The sequence below is a fragment of the Leucobacter sp. L43 genome (assembly GCF_016597785.1).
Lineage (GTDB): Bacteria > Actinomycetota > Actinomycetes > Actinomycetales > Microbacteriaceae > Leucobacter > Leucobacter alluvii.
The window spans coordinates 1,567,447-1,587,383 of record NZ_JAENJG010000001.1; the positions used below are offsets into that span (position 1 = coordinate 1,567,447).

Annotated in this window: 16 protein-coding genes; 6 read left to right on the plus strand and 10 right to left on the minus strand. The window is 65.6% G+C overall.

Annotated elements, in window-relative coordinates; all coding sequences use genetic code 11:
* Positions 1-4: 4 nt before the first annotated feature.
* Positions 5-643: an isochorismatase family protein gene (locus tag JE033_RS07330; RefSeq protein ID WP_200330448.1), complete on the plus strand. Its 639-nt coding sequence runs from the start codon at positions 5-7 to the stop codon at positions 641-643.
* 18 nt (positions 644-661) lie between these two features.
* Here JE033_RS07330 and JE033_RS07335 read toward each other — a convergent pair whose 3' ends face one another.
* Together JE033_RS07335 and JE033_RS07340 are read right to left on the minus strand one after the other, a co-directional pair.
* Positions 662-2,035, minus strand: coding sequence for a M20/M25/M40 family metallo-hydrolase (locus tag JE033_RS07335; protein WP_200330450.1), 1,374 nt, complete (start codon positions 2,033-2,035; stop codon positions 662-664).
* Between the two features lie 73 nt (positions 2,036-2,108).
* Entirely contained in the window at positions 2,109-2,780 is a 672-nt protein-coding gene (locus tag JE033_RS07340; RefSeq protein ID WP_234037116.1) for a TetR/AcrR family transcriptional regulator, read from the minus strand.
* A 166-nt stretch (positions 2,781-2,946) separates the two neighbouring features.
* On the opposite strand from JE033_RS07340, the gene JE033_RS07345 reads away from it, so the two are divergent.
* The 5 genes from JE033_RS07345 to nikE are packed head-to-tail and all read left to right on the plus strand — an operon-like array spanning position 2,947 to position 9,854.
* Positions 2,947-4,620, plus strand: coding sequence for an amidohydrolase (locus JE033_RS07345; RefSeq protein ID WP_090146225.1), 1,674 nt, complete (start codon positions 2,947-2,949; stop codon positions 4,618-4,620).
* Positions 4,617-6,263: an ABC transporter substrate-binding protein gene (locus JE033_RS07350; RefSeq protein WP_370567918.1), complete on the plus strand. Its 1,647-nt coding sequence runs from the start codon at positions 4,617-4,619 to the stop codon at positions 6,261-6,263. Before JE033_RS07345 ends, JE033_RS07350 begins: the two co-directional genes overlap by 4 nt.
* Positions 6,263-7,330 (plus strand): ABC transporter permease, encoded by a 1,068-nt coding sequence (locus tag JE033_RS07355; RefSeq protein ID WP_234037117.1) that lies wholly within the window; start codon positions 6,263-6,265, stop codon positions 7,328-7,330. The genes JE033_RS07350 and JE033_RS07355 overlap by 1 nt, the downstream gene beginning before the upstream one ends.
* Positions 7,327-8,247, plus strand: coding sequence for an ABC transporter permease (locus JE033_RS07360; protein ID WP_234037118.1), 921 nt, complete (start codon positions 7,327-7,329; stop codon positions 8,245-8,247). The genes JE033_RS07355 and JE033_RS07360 overlap by 4 nt, the downstream gene beginning before the upstream one ends.
* Positions 8,244-9,854, plus strand: coding sequence for an ABC transporter ATP-binding protein (gene nikE / locus JE033_RS07365; protein ID WP_200330452.1), 1,611 nt, complete (start codon positions 8,244-8,246; stop codon positions 9,852-9,854). The genes JE033_RS07360 and nikE overlap by 4 nt, the downstream gene beginning before the upstream one ends.
* 50 nt (positions 9,855-9,904) lie before the next feature.
* Here nikE and JE033_RS07370 read toward each other — a convergent pair whose 3' ends face one another.
* From JE033_RS07370 to JE033_RS07405, 8 genes are all read right to left on the minus strand, one after another.
* Positions 9,905-10,699, minus strand: coding sequence for an alpha/beta fold hydrolase (locus JE033_RS07370; RefSeq protein WP_370567919.1), 795 nt, complete (start codon positions 10,697-10,699; stop codon positions 9,905-9,907).
* A gap of 1,096 nt (positions 10,700-11,795) precedes the next feature.
* Positions 11,796-14,309, minus strand: a complete 2,514-nt coding sequence (locus JE033_RS07375) for a tetratricopeptide repeat protein (RefSeq protein WP_200330454.1) — start codon at positions 14,307-14,309, stop codon at positions 11,796-11,798.
* A gap of 6 nt (positions 14,310-14,315) precedes the next feature.
* The gene (gene nrdF, locus JE033_RS07380; protein ID WP_010155851.1) at positions 14,316-15,284 is read right to left on the minus strand and encodes a class 1b ribonucleoside-diphosphate reductase subunit beta; all 969 of its coding nucleotides are present in this window, start codon (positions 15,282-15,284) and stop codon (positions 14,316-14,318) included.
* A gap of 53 nt (positions 15,285-15,337) precedes the next feature.
* Positions 15,338-17,479, minus strand: coding sequence for a class 1b ribonucleoside-diphosphate reductase subunit alpha (nrdE, locus tag JE033_RS07385; protein WP_090146217.1), 2,142 nt, complete (start codon positions 17,477-17,479; stop codon positions 15,338-15,340).
* A 26-nt stretch (positions 17,480-17,505) separates the two neighbouring features.
* Positions 17,506-17,907, minus strand: a complete 402-nt coding sequence (gene nrdI / locus JE033_RS07390) for a class Ib ribonucleoside-diphosphate reductase assembly flavoprotein NrdI (RefSeq protein ID WP_090146214.1) — start codon at positions 17,905-17,907, stop codon at positions 17,506-17,508.
* A 77-nt stretch (positions 17,908-17,984) separates the two neighbouring features.
* Positions 17,985-18,218 carry a glutaredoxin-like protein NrdH gene (nrdH, locus tag JE033_RS07395; RefSeq protein ID WP_090146211.1) on the minus strand — a complete coding sequence of 78 codons (234 nt, stop codon included), beginning with the start codon at positions 18,216-18,218 and terminating at the stop codon, positions 17,985-17,987.
* 262 nt (positions 18,219-18,480) lie between these two features.
* Positions 18,481-18,885, minus strand: a complete 405-nt coding sequence (locus tag JE033_RS07400) for a hypothetical protein (RefSeq protein ID WP_200330456.1) — start codon at positions 18,883-18,885, stop codon at positions 18,481-18,483.
* 140 nt (positions 18,886-19,025) lie between these two features.
* Positions 19,026-19,928 (minus strand): PfkB family carbohydrate kinase, encoded by a 903-nt coding sequence (locus JE033_RS07405; RefSeq protein WP_200330458.1) that lies wholly within the window; start codon positions 19,926-19,928, stop codon positions 19,026-19,028.
* Positions 19,929-19,937 lie beyond the last annotated feature (9 nt).

The following is a 19,937-nucleotide window of genomic DNA, read 5'->3' on the forward strand; positions in this document are numbered from 1 at the left end:
TCCCATGGCATCCCCGCGCCGCGCCCTCGTCCTCGTCGACATCCAGCAGCAGTACTTCGACGGCCCACTCGAGATCCACTACCCGAGCATCACCGATTCACTCGCGAAGACCACCGCCGCGATCGCGGCTGCGACCGAGGCCGGCATGCCCGTCGTCGTCGTGCAGCACGACGGCGGAGAGGGTGCCCCGGTCTTCAGCCCCGGCAGCGCGTCGTTCGCGCTGCACCCCGAGATCGAACGGCACCGCACCGACGACTGGAAGCACGTCGTCAAGCAGTACAGCTCCGTCTACCCGGGCACCGGTCTCGCTGAGTGGCTGCGCGAGCGCGACATCGACACCGTCACGCTGGCCGGTTACATGACGAACAACTGCATTCTGGCATCGGCTGCGGAGGCAGAGGTGCTCGGCTTCACCACCGAGGTCCTGTCAGACGCGACCGGAGCGATTCACCTGTCGAACGCGGCGGGATCGGCCTCGGCCACGACCGTGCACCAGACGCTGATGGCGCTGCTGCAGTCCAACTGGGCCGCCGTCGCGTCGACCGATGAGTGGCTGACCGCCACCGCTGCCGGCACCTCGGTGCCCGCGAGCAACCTCGTCGAGTCGGCCATCGCCGGCGCTCAGCACGCGGTGCAGTCGTAACGGGAGCCGGCTCCGAGCTCAGCGGAGACGATCGGCCACGATGCGCTGCAAGGCTTCGAGCGAGAGGGTGACCGACTCCACGTCGATGCGCTCATCGTTGCCGTGCACGCCCTCGCGGTACCGCTCATAGCTCCACTCGGGGCCGAGCAAGCCGAATCCGTACGCTGGAATGCCGAGTTCGCGCAGCACTCGTGCGTCTGAACCGCCCGCCGCCATGATCGGTACGACCGGGGCGTCGGCGACCGCCTCGACCGCGCGCTCGATCGCGGCGAAGAGCGGCGTGTCCGACGGCGAGGCCGTGGCGGCCCACCCGCGCAGGTGCTCGATCTCGATGTCGTCGGCGAGGGGCCCGAGCACGGCGCGCAGCAGGCGATCGACCTCGGCGTCCGTCGTGCCAGGAAGGGTGCGGATGTCGAGGTCGATCGTGCCCATCGCGGGAATCACGTTGTGCGTCATGCCGGCGCGCAGCACCGTCGGCGACATGGTGATGCGCGAGACCGCGTGGGCGTATCCGGCGATGCCGCCGAGGTGCGGAAGCGCGGCGTCGAGGCGCACCGGATCGCGCAGTCGCTCGGCCAGCGCTGGATCCTGAATACGCGCGCCGACGAACGCGTTCCACAGCGGACCGAGCTGCGCGGCGGGCATCACCTCACCCAGACGCTGCAGCACCTCGCCCACGCGGTACGACGCGCTTTTCGCGCCGTACGGGATCGAGGCGTGGCCGGGTTTGCCGTGGATGATGAGCCGCCGACCGGCGGACCCCTTCTCGGCCACCTCGATCGCCACGTGACGCCCCATGCGCATGCCACCCGACTCGGAGAGCGCTTCGGTGACGCGCACCGCCTCCGGGTGCTGCCGTACGAGCCAGTGGATGCCGTACTCCCCGCCGCCCTCTTCATCTGCGACCGCGAGCAGCACGAGGTCGCCTCGCGGCGGCTCCGGTGCCAGCGCCGCGTCGCGCAGCACGCAGGCGAATGCGGCGGTGAGGTAGAGCATGTCCACGGCGCCGCGGCCCCAGATCTCTCCGTCGATGAGATCACCGCCGAAGGGGTTTCTGGTCCACCCGTCGGGATCCACGGGCACGACGTCGAGGTGCCCGAGCAGTCCGAGCGAGGGAGCATCCGGGGCGGTTCCGCGCAGCCGCGCGACGAGCGAGGCCCTGCCGGGAGCCGATTCGAGCACGTGCGTCTCCACGCGGCCCGTGGCGACGGCCTCTGCGAGGAAGCGCTGCAGCACCCGCACGCTGCGAATCTCCTGCCCCGATGCGACACTGCCGTCGTTGACGCAGGCCTCGCGGATGAGCGATCGCAGCAGCGCGATGGTGTCGGCTGCCGACCCGCTCGCGGGGGCGGTCAAGGTCGGAGCACTCGATGCATCGCCGCGTTCAGACACCGCCAGCCACCTCCTCTTCCCGGGCCGCGCCCGCTTCACCCCTCCACCCTACTCGGGATGGAAACGGCGAGGATCAGGCCGTAACAGCGCGTTCGACGGAATCGAGGATCGCGGAGACGCCGGCGCGGTACACCGCCATGCCGTCGACTGCGAGCAGCGCATCGCGGTGGGCGTCCACGAGCGGGTAGTCGCTGAGGGTGATGGGCCCGAAGGTGCTGATCCAGGGAATCGATCCGTCGCGGGCGGCGTGGCCCCGCTGGAAGGCCTCGTTCGCCATCGCCGAGGAGTGCGCCAGCATGAACCCCGAGATCGCCGCGTAGAACCGGATGAGCGCGTCACCGCTCAACCCGGCCTCGACGAGCATCTCGAGCAGGAATTCGACGGCCGAGGCATCTCCGGGGCCGGCCGGGTCGGTGACCGCGCCCTCCTTGCCGATCGCCGGGTACTCGAGACTCAGCTCCGCGGTGCGCGTCACGACGATCTCGAGCCGTTCGCGCCACGTACCGGAGGATGCACGGCCGGCTTCTGACGCCCAGCCGCTGATGCGGTCGAGCGAGGCCCGCACCAGTTCGTCCTTGTTGCGGAAGTGGCGGTACATCGCCGAGGCGTCGACGCCGAGATGCTCGCCGAGACGTTTGAAGGTGACCCGCGAGGTCGGTTCGGTGCGGGCGAGCTCGAGCACCCCGTCGACGATGGTGCGCTGATCGAGCCGCACGCGTCTCGTGCTCGGACCACTCGCCACCATCGGCCTCCATCTTGATCGGTGCATCCGGCGCATTCCGGTGTGGGATCAGTGTAACCAGGCGGCGTCACGGAAGGTCAACGATCATGTCAACAACGTTGACTCAGCGCTCGATAGCGCATACCTTGAACACCTACGCATCGAAGAAGATACGCCGAAGGAGGCTGCGGTGACGCACACCCCGACCGCTGACACCGTGCTCGAGCACGGATGGGTCTACACCGGAACCGAGAGCTCCCCCGTCTACGGCGGGGTCGCCATCGCCGACGGACGCATACTCTCGACCGACCCCGACGAGGTGGCACGCCTCGCCGAATCAGCGACCACCCGCGTCGACCTCGACGGACGACTGGTGATCGCCGGGTTCCAGGACGCGCACGTGCACCCCGTCATGGCGGGGGTCGAGCTGCTGAGCTGCGATCTCTCGGGCTGCGAGACGGCAGCGGACACGCTCGCCGTCGTCGCCGCGTACGCCGACGCGCACCCCGATCTCCCCTGGATCCAGGGGGCCGGCTGGTCGATGGACGCCTTCCCCGGCGGCACCCCCACCCGTCAGATGCTCGACGAGATCGTGCCCGACCGGCCGGTGCTGCTCGAGAATCGCGACCACCACGGCGCGTGGGCGAACACCCGCGCCTTCGAGCTCGCCGGGATCACCGCAGAGACGGCCGACCCAGCCGACGGGCGCTTCGAGCGCGAACCCGACGGCACCCCGGCCGGCACCGCCCACGAGGGAGCGATGAGCCTCTTCGGCGCCGTGCGGCCGCGGCCCACACTCGAGCAGGCGTACGCCGGGCTCCTCGCCGCGCAGCAGCACCTCCTCTCCTTCGGCATCACCGCCTGGCAGGACGCAGCGGTCGGCGAATTCATGGGCAGCCCCGACACGGTGCCGGTGTACCTGCGCGCAGCGCGGGACGGCGCGCTCAAGGTGCGCGTGCGCGGAGCGCAGTGGTGGAACCGGGAGGACGGCGACGCCCAGCTCGGGCCGATCCTCGCCCGCCGCGACGAGGTCGCGAGCCAGTGCCACCCCGACCAGCTCTCGCTCGCCTCCGTGAAGGTCATGGTCGACGGCGTCGCCGAGAACTTCACCGCTGCGATGCACGAGTGCTACCGGGATCACCACGGCAACGCGACCGAGAATCGCGGCATCTCGTTCTTCGACCCACGCGACATGGCGCGCTTCGTGGCCGCCCTCGACCGCGAAGGGATGCAGGTGCACTTCCACGCGCTCGGCGACCGTGCGGTCACCGACGCGCTCGACGCCGTGGAGCACGCCCGACAGGAGAACGGCGCGAGCGGAAACCGCCATCACCTCGCGCACCTGCAGGTCGTGCGCTCGGAGGACGTGGCCCGCTTCGCCCCGCTCGAAGCGACCGCGAACATTCAGGCGCTGTGGGCGTGCCACGAGGATCAGCTGGACACGCTCACGCTGCCCTTCCTGGCCGACGACGCCGAAGAGCACCACTACCCCTTCGGCGAACTCGTCGCATCGGGTGCGCGCCTCGCAGCGGGAAGCGACTGGTCAGTCTCGAGCCCCGACCCCGTGCAGGCGATCCACATCGCAGTGAACCGGCGCTCGCCGCACAACGACCTGCCCCCGCTCGGCCCCGAGTCGCAGCGGCTCACCCTCGCGCAGGCGCTCGACGCCTACACGCAGGGCACGGCACGAGTGAACCACCTCGATCACGTCACCGGGCGCATCGAGCCCGGCTACTACGCCGACCTCGCCATTCTCGACCGCAATCTCTTCGACCTCGCCCCTGCAGATCTGCACACCGCGCGCGTCGACGAGACGTGGATCGGCGGCGAGCGCGTGTACTCGCGAGCGGAGGACGCAGCGTGACCCGCCGCCTGACCCGCCGCGGCATGCGCGGTACGGCCGCCGTCGGCACGGCGATCCTGCTCGTCACCGGCCTCGTCGGCTGCGGGCAGAGCGCCGTCGGCAAGGATGCCGGCACCTTCGAGCTGGAGGCGAGCACTCCCGCTCCCGTGGGCGAGATCGACTCGTACACGTGGGCGCTCGGCACCGAGCCGTATTCGCTCGACCCGGCATATGCATTCGACTACGCCGACAACACGGTGCTCTCGAACGTCTGCGACTCCCTGCTCCGCTGGAACTCCGACCTGTCGGTCTCGCCCGGCCTCGCCACCGGTTTCGAGCACCCCGACCAGCTCACCTGGGTCTACACGATCCGCGAAGGCGTCAAGTTCCACGACGGCACCGAGATGACCCCGAACGACGTCGTCGTCTCGTTGATGCGGCACCTCGATCCCGAGGTGGCGTCGTTCTGGTACGACACCTTCAAGAACGTCGACACGATCGAGCAGACGGGCGAGCACGAGGTGACCGTGCGCACCGTCGTACCCGACTCGCAGTTCAATCAGCTGATGTCAGCGGCCCCCGGCGTCATCCAGTCGGCGGCGACCACCGAAGCGGCGGGTGCCGACTACGGCAACCAGTCGACCGGGGTCAACTGCACGGGCCCGTTCTCCTTCGGCGAGTGGCGCTCGGGCGAGTCGATCACCCTCGACCGCTTCGACGACTACTGGGATCCCGAGCTGCGCGCGAAGGCCGAGCAGATGACCTTCGTGATCCTCACCGACCCGAACGCGCGCGTCAACGCGCTGCAGACCGGCGAGATCGATGGCGCGTGGACGATCCCGAGCAACGCCATCGACGTGCTGCGGGCGAGCGACACCGGCAGCGTGCACTTCGGCCTGAACGCGACGGTGCAGAGCCTCATCGTGTCTGACATGGACGGCCCGCTCGGCGACGTGCGCGTGCGCCAGGCTCTGACCATGGCGCTCGATCGCGAGGCGCTCGTGCGCGCCGCCGTGCAGGGCTACGCGACGCCGACCGACGCGCTCACATCCGAATCGGTGTGGATCAATGGCGACCCAGAGGCCGCGACAACCGCATTCGAGGACCTGCGGAACCACGACTACGACCTCGAAGAGGCGCGGCGCCTCGTCCAGGAGGCCGGCGCCGAGGGCGCGAAGATCACGTACGCGACTGCGTCGCTCGACGCCTCCTTCGATGTCATCTCCCAGGCGGTCGCGTCGGCGGGCGCCGAGATCGGCCTCGACATCGAGATCGACACCCGCACCCCGAACGCGTACACGCTGCTGTTCTCCGACCCCACCGCGCTCGAGGGCGTCGACCTGATGACGACGCGCTGGTACCTCTCGAGTACCGACCCGCTCGAGATGTACGCGGTGCTGCGCACCGGCGAGTTCTCGAACTACGGCCAGTGGTCGAACGACGAGTTCGACACCATCGTGAACGAGGCGCTGCAGACGGACGACGCATTCGAGCGCTCCCATCTGGCCGCCGAAGCGCAGCGCCTCACGAGCGAGGAGCTCCCCTGGATTCCGCTCTTCGACGTACCGACGACCCTGTGGCTCGGCGACCGGATCACGGGCGTCGATCCATCGATCTACTACATGTACTACCCCTGGGCCGCGACGATCGGGAAGGCGGAGTGATGACATCAACTGGCGCTGCTGCAAACGAGACGCGGGCCGTGCGACTGCGCGAGGACGGCACCTCGTCCGGCCCTCAGCGCGGGGGGCGCCGCAGTCGCGGCCGCCGCGGTGGGACGACCGCGCGGTTCGTGCTGGGACGCCTCGTCGGCCTCGTGGCGACGTTGTTCGCCGCCTCGCTCGTCGTATTCTTCTCCCGCTTCGTCGTGCCGGGCGACCCGGCGCGCTTCCTCCTGCGCGGCCGGAGCCCGAGCCCGGAGGCCATCGCCGAGGTCACGAAGCAGTACGGCCTCGACAAGCCCCCGATCGAGCAGTACCTCTCGTGGATCAGCGGCGTGGTGCGCGGCGACTTCGGCCGCTCGCTCCAATACCGCGACGACGTGTCGAGCGTGCTACTGGCCCGGCTCCCGGTCACCCTCGAACTCGTCGCCCTCGCCGCGGTGATCATCGTGCTCTTCGGGCTCGCGGCCGGCATCTTCGCCAGTCTGCGGCGCGGCAAGCTGACGGATCGCGTGATCCTGATGACGTCGACGGCGCTCGGCGCGATGCCCGCCTTCGTCATCGCGATCCTGCTCATCGCGGTATTCGCCGTGCAACTCGGCTGGTTCCCCTCCTTCGGCAGCGGAGACGCCGGCTGGGACCGCTTCATGCACCTGATCCTCCCCGCATTCGCCCTCGGCCTCGCGTTCGTCGCGCTCATCGCCCGGGTCACCCGCTCCTCGATGAACGAGCAGTTCGTGCGCGAGCACGTCGAGGTGGCCACCAGCCGCGGACTCACCCGGTCATCGGTGGTCTTGCGGCACGTACTGCGCAACGCGGTCGGTCCGATCCTGCTCGTCAGCGGCGTGCTCGTCGCAGGTCTCCTCGTCTCGAGCGCGATCGTCGAGCAGACGTTCGGACTCGCCGGCATGGGGTCGCTGCTCGTGCAGTCGGTCGATCGACTGGACTTCCCGGTCGTCCAGGCCATCGTGCTCGTCGTCGTCGTCGCCTTCGTCACCATCAACACCATCGTCGATCTCATCCAACCGCTGATCGACCCCCGCATCGCCGCAGGATCGGAGACCCGATGAGCACCTCTGCCTCCCAGGCCGCACCGCGGCCCGCCGCCTCAGGATCGTCTCCGGATGTCCCGCCGAACGCCACCCGCGCCCTCACCGTGCCGAAGTCGCTGCGGCGCAGGCGCTTCTCCGTCCAGGCCACGGTGTCGCTCGTCTTCGTCGCGATCGTCGTACTCGCCGCGGCGCTCGCGACGCTGATCGCCCCCTACGACCCCGATCACGTCGACCTGCAGAACGTGCTCTCCGGCCCCAGCTGGGCGCACTGGCTCGGCACCGACGCGCTCGGCCGCGATCTGCTCACCCGACTGATGTTCGGCGCGCGCACCTCCCTCATCGGTCCGCTCATCGTCGTCATCGGCTCGACCGTGCTGGGCCTCCTGCTCGGCCTCATCGCCGCGTGGCGCGGCGGATGGATCGACGCCGTGCTCTCGCGCGTCTTCGACTTCCTGTTCTCGTTCCCGGCGATGCTGCTCGCGATTCTCGCGGTCGCGCTCTTCGGCAAGGGACTCTTCGCCCCGGTGCTCGCCATGACCATCGCCTACATCCCCTACGTCGCCCGGCTCACCCGCGGGCTCATCGTGGCGGAGCGCACCCGCCCCTACGTGCAGGCCTATCGAGTGCTCGGGTTCCGCGGATCGTGGATCGCCCTGCGCCGCGTGCTCCCGAACGTCGTGCCGACCGTCGGCGCCCAGTCGACGCTCAACTTCGGCTACGTGCTCGCCGACCTCGCCGCCCTGTCGTTCATCGGCCTCGGCGTGCAGGCCCCCACCGCCGACTGGGGCTCCATGATCAATGAGAGCCGCGGGGCACTCATGAGCGGGGCGCTCCTGCCGACGTTCGTGCCCGCCGCAGTCGTCGTGCTCGTGGTGGTCGCCATCAACATCATCGGCGAAGAACTGTCCGACCGCATCGGAGGCAACTTCTCATGACCCAGCTCCTCGATATCGCAGATCTCTCCCTGCGCGTTCCCGGACGCGGCCCGCTGCTGAACGGGGTGTCGCTGTCGGTCGCCTCCGGCGAATCCGTGGCCCTCGTCGGCGAATCCGGATCGGGCAAATCGCTCACCACCCGGGCTGCTCTCGGCCTGTTCCCCGACCACGCATCGCTCGCAGGGTCGGTACGCGTCGGCGACATCGACACCGTGACGGCGAGCGAGGCGCAGCTGCGCACGATCCGCCGCACACGTGCGTCGATGATCTTCCAGGACCCCCGCGCCGGCATCAACCCGGTGCGCACACTCGGCGACTTCCTGACCGAGACACTGGTGCGCTGGCACGGACTGAGCCGATCCGACGCCGCGGCGCGCGCCGTGGCTCAGCTGGAGCAGGTCGGGTTGCCGCGTGCCGCCTCGCTGCTCGACCAGTACCCGCACCAGCTCTCGGGCGGCATGCTGCAACGCGTGATGATCGCCGCAGCTCTGCTCGATTCACCCGATCTGCTGCTGTGCGACGAACCGACCACCGCGCTCGACGTCACCACCCAGGCCGGCATCGTCGATCTGCTCCGCGAGCAGCAGGCGGCACGAGGGATGGGCATGCTGTTCATCACGCACGACCTCGGGCTCGCCGCATCGCTGTGCGAGCGCGTCGTCGTGCTGCGCGGCGGGCTCGTGGTGGAAGCGGGTGCGACCGAGTCCATCTTCCAAACGCCTCGTGAGGCTTACACTCGCGAGCTGCTCGCCGCGACACCGCGCATCGAGGTGCGAGAGGTTGCCACCGGTGCGGCGGGCGCTTCGGCGCCTGTGGACCCCCCGCTGATCGTGGCCTCGGGGCTCACGAAGCGCTACCGGGTGACGGGGCGCGACGATGTGACGGCGCTCTTCGACGTCGACTTCTCGCTCGCGCGCGGCGGATCGCTCGGCATCGTCGGCGAATCGGGCTCGGGCAAATCGACACTCGCGCGCATCCTCGTCGGGTTGGAGCAGACCGACGAGGGAGAGCTGGTGGTCGAGGGCGTCACGCGACCCGATCGCGCGCTCTCGGGATCCGAACGCCGGACACTCGCATCCAGCACCCAGATGGTGTTCCAGGATCCGTATCTCTCGCTCGACCCCCGCATCGCGATCGGCCGTTCAGTCGCCGACGTCGTGCGCCTGCACGCCGGGGGAACGCGTCGAGACGCCGAGTCGGCGGCCGGCGCGCTGCTGGAGCGCGTCGGCATCCGGCCCGACCAGCTCGCCGCGAGGCCGAAGGCGCTCTCGGGCGGGCAGCGGCAGCGCGTCGCGCTCGCGAAGGCGCTCGCCGCGAAGCCGAAGCTGCTCGTGCTCGACGAGGCGACGAGCGCACTCGACGTGTCGGTGCAGGCGCAGGTACTCGAACTCATCGAGGAGGTGCGCGAGCAGTTCGGGCTCACCATCGTCTTCGTCACGCACGACCTCGCCGTCGTCTCTCGGATCTGCGCTGAAACCCTCGTGATGCAGCGCGGCGAGGTCGTCGAGTACGGAACGACGACGCAGATCCTCACCGACCCGCAGCAGGAGTACACGCAGCGCCTGATCGCGTCACGGCCCGAACCGCTCTGGCTGCAGGCGGCGTAGGGGGGTGGGCGCTTCGGCGGCGGGTGAGCGCTTCGGCGGCGCCGCGTCGGTTATGCCCCGCCGCGGAGGAAGTCGATGCCGAACCGCTTGAAGTCTCGCGCGCCCGGCGCGTTGAAGTGGTGCCGTCCTTCGATCTCCACGAACGTGCCGTTCGGCAGCTGCGAGGCGAGCTGCTTCGAGTCGTCGAAGATGCGATCCTCGGTGCCGGTCGCGACGAGCACGGGCTGCTGCGGCGGACGCCCCATGTCGGGGTTCTCGTCGCCGAACCGCATACCGCCTGCGAGGGCGATGAGCGCTCCGAGATCGTTCTCGGGCACGCGCTCGGCGAGCCTGACGTAGTTCTGCGTGGCCTGGTCCGTGACGGGCGTGCCGTGCTCGAGGTAGGCGTTCGCCTGCGCGAGGTCCAAGCGGCCGAGCGGGCGCCCGTCGGGAATACCGCCCAGCACGGCTCGCTCGATCCGGTCCCCGAGGTCGACCGCCACGTGCCAGCCGACGCGCGCGCCCAGCGAGTACCCGAGGTAGAGCACCGGGTCGATCATGTACGTGTCGAGGACCGCCTCGACGTCAGAGACCAGGAGCGGCATCTGGTAGTTGCGCGGTTCGACCGGCTTCTCGCTCATGCCATGCCCGCGCTGATCGATGCCGAGCACGCGGAATCCCTCGCGCAGCAGCCCGCCGACCCAGCCCGTGCTCACCCAGTTGTCGCGGCAGCTCGACGCGAAGCCGTGCACAGCCAGCACTACGGGAGCGTCATCGTCGCCCCAGGTATAGGTGGCGAGGCGGAACCCCTCTTCCGACATCACATACACGGGCTCTGGCATCTCGGGAATCAGCGGGATCGACACCCCTCTATTGTGGCGGGTGCGCGGGGCTGGGGGCGGGTCGCGGTCGGTGCGCAGACGCCGAGGTGTAGCGGACAAAGTGTACGAGCGGGCGAGCCCATCTGCTGTTGGACTCATCAATTCGCATAATACTGGCTTCCGCAGTGCCCAGTTCCGCGATGGTGATATGAACACTTCGAGATGGTGAGGGAAGGTGCCGGGGGGGGCTCGGGCCTCGTGCACGCCTGCTCACACTGCGAGCCCGCATCTCGGCCAAATAGAACCCCTGCGGAGATTCAGACCGTGCCCGATCAGTACGGCGCCTAGCGCCACTTCGACGGGGCTGACGACGACCCCATTCCCTGGCGCCGCGTCCTTCTCGCATATCGCGTCGCAGTGTTCGAACCAATCGTGACCCGCAACAGCCGCCTTAATGGAAAGCTGCTGCGCTTGAGGTAGGTAGTGATCCAGATCGCGCAGCGTGTTGTCACCGTCAGCCCCTAGAGCAAGACGACACCGTTGACGTACTGGAGCGCCGTCGTGGTGAGGGCGGTCGCCGTGGCGTGCCCGCTTGTGTCTTCGAGCTCGTTCCGTCAACCCTCGGCAGGGGCGAACACACGCTGGTCTCTTTTACCGACAACCTTACCCACGCGTTCGCATCGATTTGTCCGAGCGCCGATTGGTGGCTGTTCGAGCCAAAGCGGCGCCTCCGCACGCTCGGCCCGCTGCGCTGAACGCCGTTCGACGGAGGGCTCGGTGGAGAGCGTTCCGGGCTAGACCTACCTGCATCCGTCTATTTGAATCGCGATTTAGGGAGTCGGCAGGCACGTCCTCTAGTGCTCGTGCTGTCGGTCGGACTCGTGGTGGTCGCGTTCTTATACTTCGACATGACGGATTACTCACGGAGTGTTCCGCATTCGTAGAGTCGGTTCTTCATCTAGACAACTCATGCGCTTACAAACGCAGCGGGTGCTGGCCGCGTCTGACTCCATCGCGGAATAATGAGGAGAAGCGTCACGGGCTCGAAACGGTAGCTCGGAAACGTCGAATTTTGCGAGACATAGTTCGTACCTAGGCACGGTTGAAAAGTCGGAAGGACGGTTGCATCGCCTTCAACCTGTCATCTTCCTGACTTCCGCCAGGCTTCACGAACTTTTTCATCTTCGAGAAGAAACTCACTATTGATGGAAGATTCAAAGATCTCATCGGGATCTCCCTCGACAGCATCACGGAAACTCGTGAAGGCTTGAACACTCTCTGCCAACTTACCTTGCTGCGCCAGGGTGATTCCGAGTGACATCTGATGTTCACCCTGACTCGTCTTTGCGTAAAGTTCCCTAAAGAGCATTTCCGCATCTGAGAACTGACCTAAGTTGTCGTACGCAGCCGCAAGGTGCCATTTCAAATCCACCGTTACTTCTTCCGAGAGGTCCGCAGTCGAAAGCGCGACCCTTAAGAAGCCTGCAGACTTCGTCCAGTGTCGTTGCGAGAACGCATCACGTCCGCGTTGTGCGGCATACTTTTCACTCTTCTGGCCAAGCTCTATACACGTGGCCAAGTCGGCTTCTGCCTGAGTAAATTCTCGTCGCTCCGAATGTACGATTGCCCTGTGCTCGAACGCAGTTATCGCCTCGGCGTTGATCTCGATTGCTGAGTTAATACTCGTCAACGCCTCTTCAAGACGCTCCAGCATGGTTAGGATGCACCCTCGTTCTACGTGCAGGGTGGCCTTTCTTGGAGAGAGCTCTATCGCTCGATCGATGTCAGCTAAGGCGTTGTCCAAGTCGCCATTCTTCTTCCAATAGGAAGACCTCGTTGCAAGAACAAAAAAATCATCAGCACCAGCCAAGGCAACTGCTGAATTTAGGTGCAGAAGTTCCTCGTCACTGTTTCCCCGCAAGTTCGCGAGGTGGGCAAGGTCGAGCTCAAGTCGCACTGGCTGAGTCTCAAGAAGAGACGCAGTATGAATATCGTCTCGCGCGGATGCGAATCTCTGGCACGCTACATATCCGCTCGCGCGCAACCGATAAGTTTCCGCATTGAAAGCGCCTCGCTCGATATCCTTAGCCACGATGTCAAAAGCTCTATCATGAAGCTGAACATGATGAAGTACTTTTTGCCTTGTGTTCACAATGTGCAGGTCTTCGGGCGCACGGGTAGTAAGACGCTCGAAAAGCGAAATACCGGCGTCGATTTGCCCAGCCCGCACGAGAGTCTCGGCTTTATGGATCAAAATTCCGACTGAAGGGTACTTGTCACCTTCGAGAGCTTCCAGCGCCTCGAAGTCACTTAACGAATCTTCGAATTGACCCTTGTAAGCGAACAGCATCGCTCTAGCAAACAAGGCCCTCTTTTGCCGAAATCCTTCGAGCCCCCGGACCGCGAGTGTCAGCTCTTCAAGCGCTCGACCATACAGTGACCGATCAATTAGAGCAATCGCTGTTTCGAAATGAACTTGTGCCTGAGAGATCCCAGCGTCTAGCGCAGCCGTGAAGTCACTTTTTGAGGCTTCTTCATCTGCAAGAAACATAAAAGCACGCGCCCTTAGAAGCAGCGCATGCGTGTCCTTAGGTCGCATAAGAAGCACAAAGTTCAGGTCGGCGACCGCAGCTTCTGCATCATGTACGCCTAAGGATCTGGCCGCCATTTCTCGCACCGTGGAAACCGAAATCTCGTCACCGTCATCCATGACGATCGTGCGAAGGTGTTCAGAGAGGTTCAAGGACACGTGCTCATCATCACTCACTCGAACTTCCGCGCGTCCCATATGAGCGTCCACATCCTGAGGGTCGAGACGAACCGCAGATTCAAAAGAACTAAGAGCATCCTCCCGCCTTCCCGCTCTCATGCAAGCGGCACCGAAGAGACGGTGAACTGTGGCTTCAAAGGCGTGGTCTTTGACCATCGGCTCCAACAGCTCGAGTGCGGCGGTCGGGTCCTCTCTGGAAAGGAGAAGTTCCGCTTTCTGAACCATGTAGAGGAGATTACTTTTGTCAAACTCTAGTGCTCGGTCAATATCCCGTAACGCAAGTTCGACGTCTGCTGCACGGAGTCGGGCCCGGAAAGCATAGAGCCATGGCCACCGCTCAAACTCCACAATTAAGTCTTCAACTGTTGAGAGAGCTGAATCGGACGCTCCTGAACGAAACTCGCTTACGGCCCTTGATGCCCTCGCCGCGACGCTTTTAGTGGATCGATCTTTTAGATCACTCTTAGTCCACCAGTACTCGAGCGACCCCACGACGCAAATGCTGAGAGCAATTACCAAGACAAAAATCACGCCGATCGCATCGATACTCCATTCAGCAGGGTACGGAGTGAATTGCATTCTTGAGCTCTGCAGCGCAAAAATCGCGAAGGCAAGCGTCACAAGCCAAATGAACCAGGCAAGCAGGAGAAGTGATCTTGCCAATGAGTCAACGACAAGCGCATCTCGAAAGGCCCTTGCCGTATTCTCAACTTCCCGGTCGGTAACGCCACCGTTCGAACCTCCACCAGTCAAAGTGGCAAGAGCAGAATCCGTTCTCGAAATCGCGAGATCCCTCTGGGCTCGAACTCTAACTGACGCGAAGCCCACTACAAAAACCGTCGCTGTCAGACTTGCGGCAATTGCGCCCAACGCACCAGCTAGCATTGCAGTCTAGAAGTCCCAGTCCTCGTCTTCGGTGGCGACGGCCTTGCCGATGACGTACGACGAGCCCGAGCCGCTGAAGAAGTCGTGGTTCTCGTCGGCGTTGGGTGAGAGCGACGACAGGATGGCCGGGTTGACGTCGGTCATCTCCTTCGGGAACATCGGCTCGTATCCGAGGTTCATCAGCGCCTTGTTGGCGTTGTAGTGGAGGAACTTCTTGACGTCCTCGGTCAGGCCGACGGGGTCGTAGAGGTCGGCCGTGTACTTGACCTCGTTCTCGTAGAGCTCGTACATGAGCGAGAACGTGTAGTCCTTGAGCTCCTGGCGGCGCTCCTCGGTCTCGTTCTCGAGGCCCTTCTGGAACTTGTAGCCGATGTAGTACCCGTGCACGGCCTCGTCGCGGATGATGAGGCGGATCAGGTCTGCCGTGTTGGTGAGCTTGGCGTGGCTCGACCAGTACATCGGCAGGTAGAAGCCGGAGTAGAAGAGGAAGGACTCGAGCAGCGTCGAGGCGACCTTGCGCTTCAGCGGATCGTCACCCTCGTAGTAGTCGGTGATGATCTGCGCCTTCTTCTGCAGATTCGGGTTCTCCATCGACCAGCGGAACGCGTCGTCGATCTCCTGCGTGGAGCAGAGCGTCGAGAAGATCGACGAGTAACTCTTCGCGTGCACCGACTCCATGAACGCGATGTTCGTGTAGACGGCCTCCTCGTGAGGGGTGATCGCGTCGGGGATCAGCGACACGGCGCCGACCGTGCCCTGGATGGTATCGAGCAGCGTGAGGCCCGTGAACACCCGCATGGTGAGCAGCTGCTCCTGCGGGGTCAGGGTCGCCCACGACTGCACGTCGTTCGACAGCGGCACCTTCTCGGGCAACCAGAAGTTGTTGACCAGACGGTTCCAGACCTCGAGGTCTTTGTCGTCTTGGATCCGGTTCCAGTTGATCGCCTGCACGGCGTGGCCCAGCTTGAAGTTCATCGGGTTCTCTCTACTCCGGTGGATTCTCGATACCTATGCGCGGGTTGGGCGCATCACAGCATGCAGCTGACGCACTCCGACATGTCCGTGCCCTCGAGCGCGAGCTGCCGCAGACGGATGTAGTAGATCGTCTTGATGCCCTTGCGCCATGCGTAGATCTGCGCCTTGTTGATGTCGCGCGTCGACGCCGTGTCTTTGAAGAACAGCGTGAGCGACAGGCCCTGATCGACGTGCTGCGTGGCCGCGGCGTAGGTGTCGATGATCTTCTCCGGGCCGATCTCGTACGCGTCGGTGTAGTACTCGAGGTTCTCGTTCGTCATGAACGGAGCCGGGTAGTACACGCGCCCGAGCTTGCCTTCCTTGCGGATCTCGATCTTCGACGCGATCGGGTGGATCGAGCTCGTCGAGTTGTTGATGTACGAGATCGAGCCGGTCGGCGGCACGGCCTGCAGGTTCTGGTTGTAGATGCCGTGCTGCATCACGCTGGCCTTGAGCTCGAGCCAGTCCGCCTGGTTCGGGATCACGATGCCCGCCTGCTGGAACAGCTCGGCGACGCGCGCCGTCGCCGGCGCCCACTCCTGCTCGGTGTACTTGTCGAAGAACTCGCCCGACGCGTACTGCGAGTCCTCGAAACCGCCGAAGACGCTCTTTCGTTCGATCGCGATGCGGTTCGAGGCCTGCAGCGCGTGGAACAGCACGGTGTAGAAGTAGATGTTCGTGAAGTCGATGCCCTCTTCCGAGCCGTAGTGCACGTGCTCACGAGCGAGGTAGCCGTGCAGGTTCATCTGGCCGAGGCCGATGGCGTGCGACTGATCGTTGCCGTCCTCGATCGAGCGCACGGAGGAGATGTGGCTCTGATCGCTGACCGAGGTGAGGGCGCGGATCGCGAGTTCGACGGTGCCGCCGAGGTTGCCGCCGTCCATCGCCGCGGCGATGTTCATCGAGCCGAGGTTGCAGGAGATGTCCTTGCCGATGTCGCCGTAGCTCAGGTCCTCGTTGTACGTGGTCGGCGTGTTGACCTGGAGGATCTCGGAGCACAGGTTCGACATGTTGATGCGGCCCTTGATGGGGTTCGCCCGGTTCACGGTGTCTTCGAACACGATGTAGGGGTAGCCCGACTCGAACTGCAGCTCGGCGATCGTCTGGAAGAAGTGGCGCGCGTTGATCTTCGTCTTCTTGATGCGCGCGTCGTCGACCATCTCCGAGTACTTCTCGGAGATCGAGATGTCGCCGAAGGGCACGCCGTAGACGCGCTCGACGTCGTACGGCGAGAACAGGTACATGTCCTCGCCCTTCTTGGCGAGTTCGAACGTGATGTCGGGGATCACGACGCCGAGCGACAGCGTCTTGATGCGGATCTTCTCGTCGGCGTTCTCGCGCTTCGTGTCGAGGAAACGCATGATGTCGGGGTGGTGCGCCGACAGGTAGACGGCGCCGGCGCCCTGACGCGCGCCGAGCTGGTTGGCGTAGCTGAAGCTGTCTTCGAGCAGCTTCATCACGGGGATGATGCCGGAGGACTGGTTCTCGATCTTCTTGATCGGCGCCCCGGTCTCGCGAATGTTCGAGAGCAGGAGCGCGACGCCGCCGCCGCGCTTCGAGAGCTGCAGCGACGAGTTGATGCCGCGCGAGATCGACTCCATGTTGTCTTCGATGCGGAGCAGGAAGCAGGAGACGAGCTCGCCGCGCTGCGCCTTGCCGAGGTTCAGGAAGGTGGGCGTCGCCGGCTGGAACCGGCCCGACACGATCTCCCGCACGAGTCCCCGGGCGAGTTCACGGTCGCCCTCGGCGAGGCCGAGCGCCGACATGACGACGCGGTCCTCGAAGCGCTCGAGGTAGCGCTTGCCGTCGAACGTCTTCAGGGCGTAGGAGGTGAAGAACTTGAAGGCGCCGAGGAACGTCGGGAAGCGGAACTTCATCGCGTACGCTTCGTTCGTCAGCTCTTCGATGAACGGCACCCCGTACTGCTCGATCAGTGCCGACTCGTAGTAGTCGTTGTCGATCAGGTAGCGCATGCGCTCTTCGAAGTTGTGGAAGAACACCATGTTCTGGTTGACGTGCTGCAAGAAGTACTGACGGGCAGCCTCTCGGTCGCGGTCGAACTGAATGTTCCCGTCGGCGTCGTAGAGGTTGAGCATCGCGTTCAGCGCGTGATAATCCATGTCGCTGATCTTCGACGATTCGAGTCCGGGCTCCATCACCGCAGGTGCCGTGTCAGCCGTTGTTACTGTCGAGACCAAAACTGTTCCAATCCTTCTTGGACGGCGATGACGTCGTCCGGCGTTCCAAAGAGTTCAAATCGGTAGAGGAAGGGCACTTGGCACTTCCTGGCGACGATGTCGCCGGCGATTCCGTAGGCCTCACCGAAGTTGGTGTTGCCCGCGGCGATCACCCCGCGCAGGTGCTTGCGGTTCTCCTCGACGTTGAGGAACTTGATGACCTGCTTCGGCACGGCCCGTGTTTCCGGGCCGCCTCCGTATGTGGGGAGCAGCAGTACGTAGGGCTCGGTCGCCCGGAGCGGCTCGTCGCCCGCGCGTACCGGGATCCGCTCGGCCGGACGGCCGAGCTTCTCGACGAACCGGTGCGTGTTGCCGGAGACGCTGGAGAAGTAGACGAGATCCGCCATGCGCTCCTCCTTCTTCCAGCGCCGAAAATACTGAATGGGGCGAGAACCATGCGTGTTCCCGCCCCGTCCCATCAGCCTTACGCGAGGCGACCCGCGAGCTCCGAGATCTTGTCGGGGCGGAAGCCCGACCAGTGCTCGTCGTCGGTCACCACGACGGGAGCCTGCAGGTAGCCGAGCTCCTTCACCGCTTCGAGCGCCGTTTCGTCTTGTGAGAGATCGAGAATGTCGTACTCGATGCCCTTGCTGTCGAGCGCCCGGTAGGTCGCCGTGCACTGTACGCACGACGGCTTGGTGTATACGGTGATCGCCATGTCACGCCCTTCGGTAAAAATCTCTTCCGCCCCGTCCGAGGCACTACATCTAGTGAACCACACCGGGGCCGACCACAACATGATGTAGTTACACCAATGTAGTTTTGCACCGACTTTTCCCGGATCCGGGAGCCGGATTGGGGAGAACTTTCGGCGCGTTTTCGCACTTCTCCCTCACTTATCCACAACGTCGTCGGCCCCAAAAAATTCCACTTTCCACACACGTCTCGGCGTGTCGGGCGAGGGGTCGGATGAGCACCCCTCAACTCACCGGAACAGGCCACAGCAGCTCCCTTCCATCGGCCTGAAACCAGCGCAGCACGAGCAGCGCATCGGGAGCGCCGGAGGCGACCTCGGCCCGTGAGCCGCGCAGCACTACGCGCAGCCGCTCACCGGGCAGCACGGTGCGCGGCAGCGACAGGCCCAGCAGCCCATCGCCCGCGAGGGAGAAGCGGACCGCATCCAGAGCCATCGCGCTCGTGTTCTCCACTTCGATCACCCCGCTCGCCGACCGCTGAGCCACCCGCCAGGGAACGACGACCGCACCCTGCGAGGCCTCCTGCGCCGACACCGCAGCGCCGACCGCCGCGCGCGGGACCACGGCCGCGAGGGCAGGGGCCGCGGCCGAACGCGGTTGCAGCCGGGCTGAGAGGCGGAAGGGGATCATGTGTCGATGATCGCGGAACCCACCGACATTCATGGGGCGCGCCAACAGTCATATGGAGCGCCTCTGCTCGCGCGGTGACGGCCCGTCACTGACATCAGCACGAAGGCGACTCACCCCGGGCCACCCCGTCTGACCCTGGCTCACTCCGGCAGATACTCCTCCAACGCCAGAAGCGCCGGCTGCGAGCGCTCATCGGCGACCGCAGCGGCCCCGACCGCGCAAGCTGCGGCGAGCGCCGCGTCCTCCGGCACACCACTGATGAGCGCCGCTACGAGCGCGGCGCAGAACGCGTCACCCGCGCCCACGGTGCTGCGCACCGCCACTGCCCGCGACGAGGCACGCGCCACGACGACGCCGTCGCGCAGCAGCTTCGCGCCATCGGCCCCAAGACTGACGGCCACGAGCGGGCCGGCGGCGCGAGCGTCGCCGCCCGCGGCCTCACGACCGGCACCCGAAGCACCGCCCGCCCGGTCCCCGTGCAGGGCCGGGATCGCCGCGAACTCGGTCTCATTCACGATCACGAGATCCGCGCGCTGCAGCACCTCTGCCGGCAGCTCAGCCGCAGGAGCCGCGTTGACCGCGAAGAAACCCGTGCAGGCGCGCGCCGCATCGACGACGACGGACATCGGCACCTCGAGCTGCACGAGCACCGCCTCACCGGGGGCGAACGCGTCGGCCGACACCGCCACCGCCGCATTCGCCCCGGGGCACACGCTGATCTGATTCTCCCCGGCGGCGTCGATGCCGATCAGCGCCACGCCGGTCGGCTCGCTCGCCGTGCGCACCCCCGACGCCTCCACCCCGGCATCGACGAGCGCGGCGCGCACCAGCGCCCCATCCGGGTCGTCGCCCACCGCGCCGATCATCCGAGTCGTGATGCCGAGCGCTGCGGCGGCGATCGCCTGATTCGCGCCCTTGCCGCCCGGCAATCGTGAGAAGGTTCCCCCGCCCACCGTCTCCCCGGGGCGCGGCAGCGTCGCCGTGCGAGCGATGAGATCGATGTTGATGCTGCCGACGACGGCAAGGCGGGGCGAACGCGGCATTGCGGACCT

Bases quoted from the DNA above. Each gene is read 5' to 3' on its own strand.
- JE033_RS07330 (WP_200330448.1), top strand. From the start codon at position 5: ATGGCATCCCCGCGCCGCGCCCTCGTCCTCGTCGACATCCAGCAGCAG.
- JE033_RS07340 (WP_234037116.1), bottom strand. From the start codon at position 2,780: ATGGTGGCGAGTGGTCCGAGCACGAGACGCGTGCGGCTCGATCAGCGC.
- JE033_RS07355 (WP_234037117.1), top strand. From the start codon at position 6,263: ATGACATCAACTGGCGCTGCTGCAAACGAGACGCGGGCCGTGCGACTG.
- JE033_RS07360 (WP_234037118.1), top strand. From the start codon at position 7,327: ATGAGCACCTCTGCCTCCCAGGCCGCACCGCGGCCCGCCGCCTCAGGA.
- nikE (WP_200330452.1), top strand. From the start codon at position 8,244: ATGACCCAGCTCCTCGATATCGCAGATCTCTCCCTGCGCGTTCCCGGA.
- JE033_RS07375 (WP_200330454.1), bottom strand. From the start codon at position 14,309: ATGCTAGCTGGTGCGTTGGGCGCAATTGCCGCAAGTCTGACAGCGACG.
- nrdF (WP_010155851.1), bottom strand. From the start codon at position 15,284: ATGAACTTCAAGCTGGGCCACGCCGTGCAGGCGATCAACTGGAACCGG.
- nrdE (WP_090146217.1), bottom strand. From the start codon at position 17,479: ATGGAGCCCGGACTCGAATCGTCGAAGATCAGCGACATGGATTATCAC.
- nrdI (WP_090146214.1), bottom strand. From the start codon at position 17,907: ATGGCGGATCTCGTCTACTTCTCCAGCGTCTCCGGCAACACGCACCGG.
- nrdH (WP_090146211.1), bottom strand. From the start codon at position 18,218: ATGGCGATCACCGTATACACCAAGCCGTCGTGCGTACAGTGCACGGCG.
- JE033_RS07400 (WP_200330456.1), bottom strand. From the start codon at position 18,885: ATGATCCCCTTCCGCCTCTCAGCCCGGCTGCAACCGCGTTCGGCCGCG.
- JE033_RS07405 (WP_200330458.1), bottom strand. From the start codon at position 19,928: ATGCCGCGTTCGCCCCGCCTTGCCGTCGTCGGCAGCATCAACATCGAT.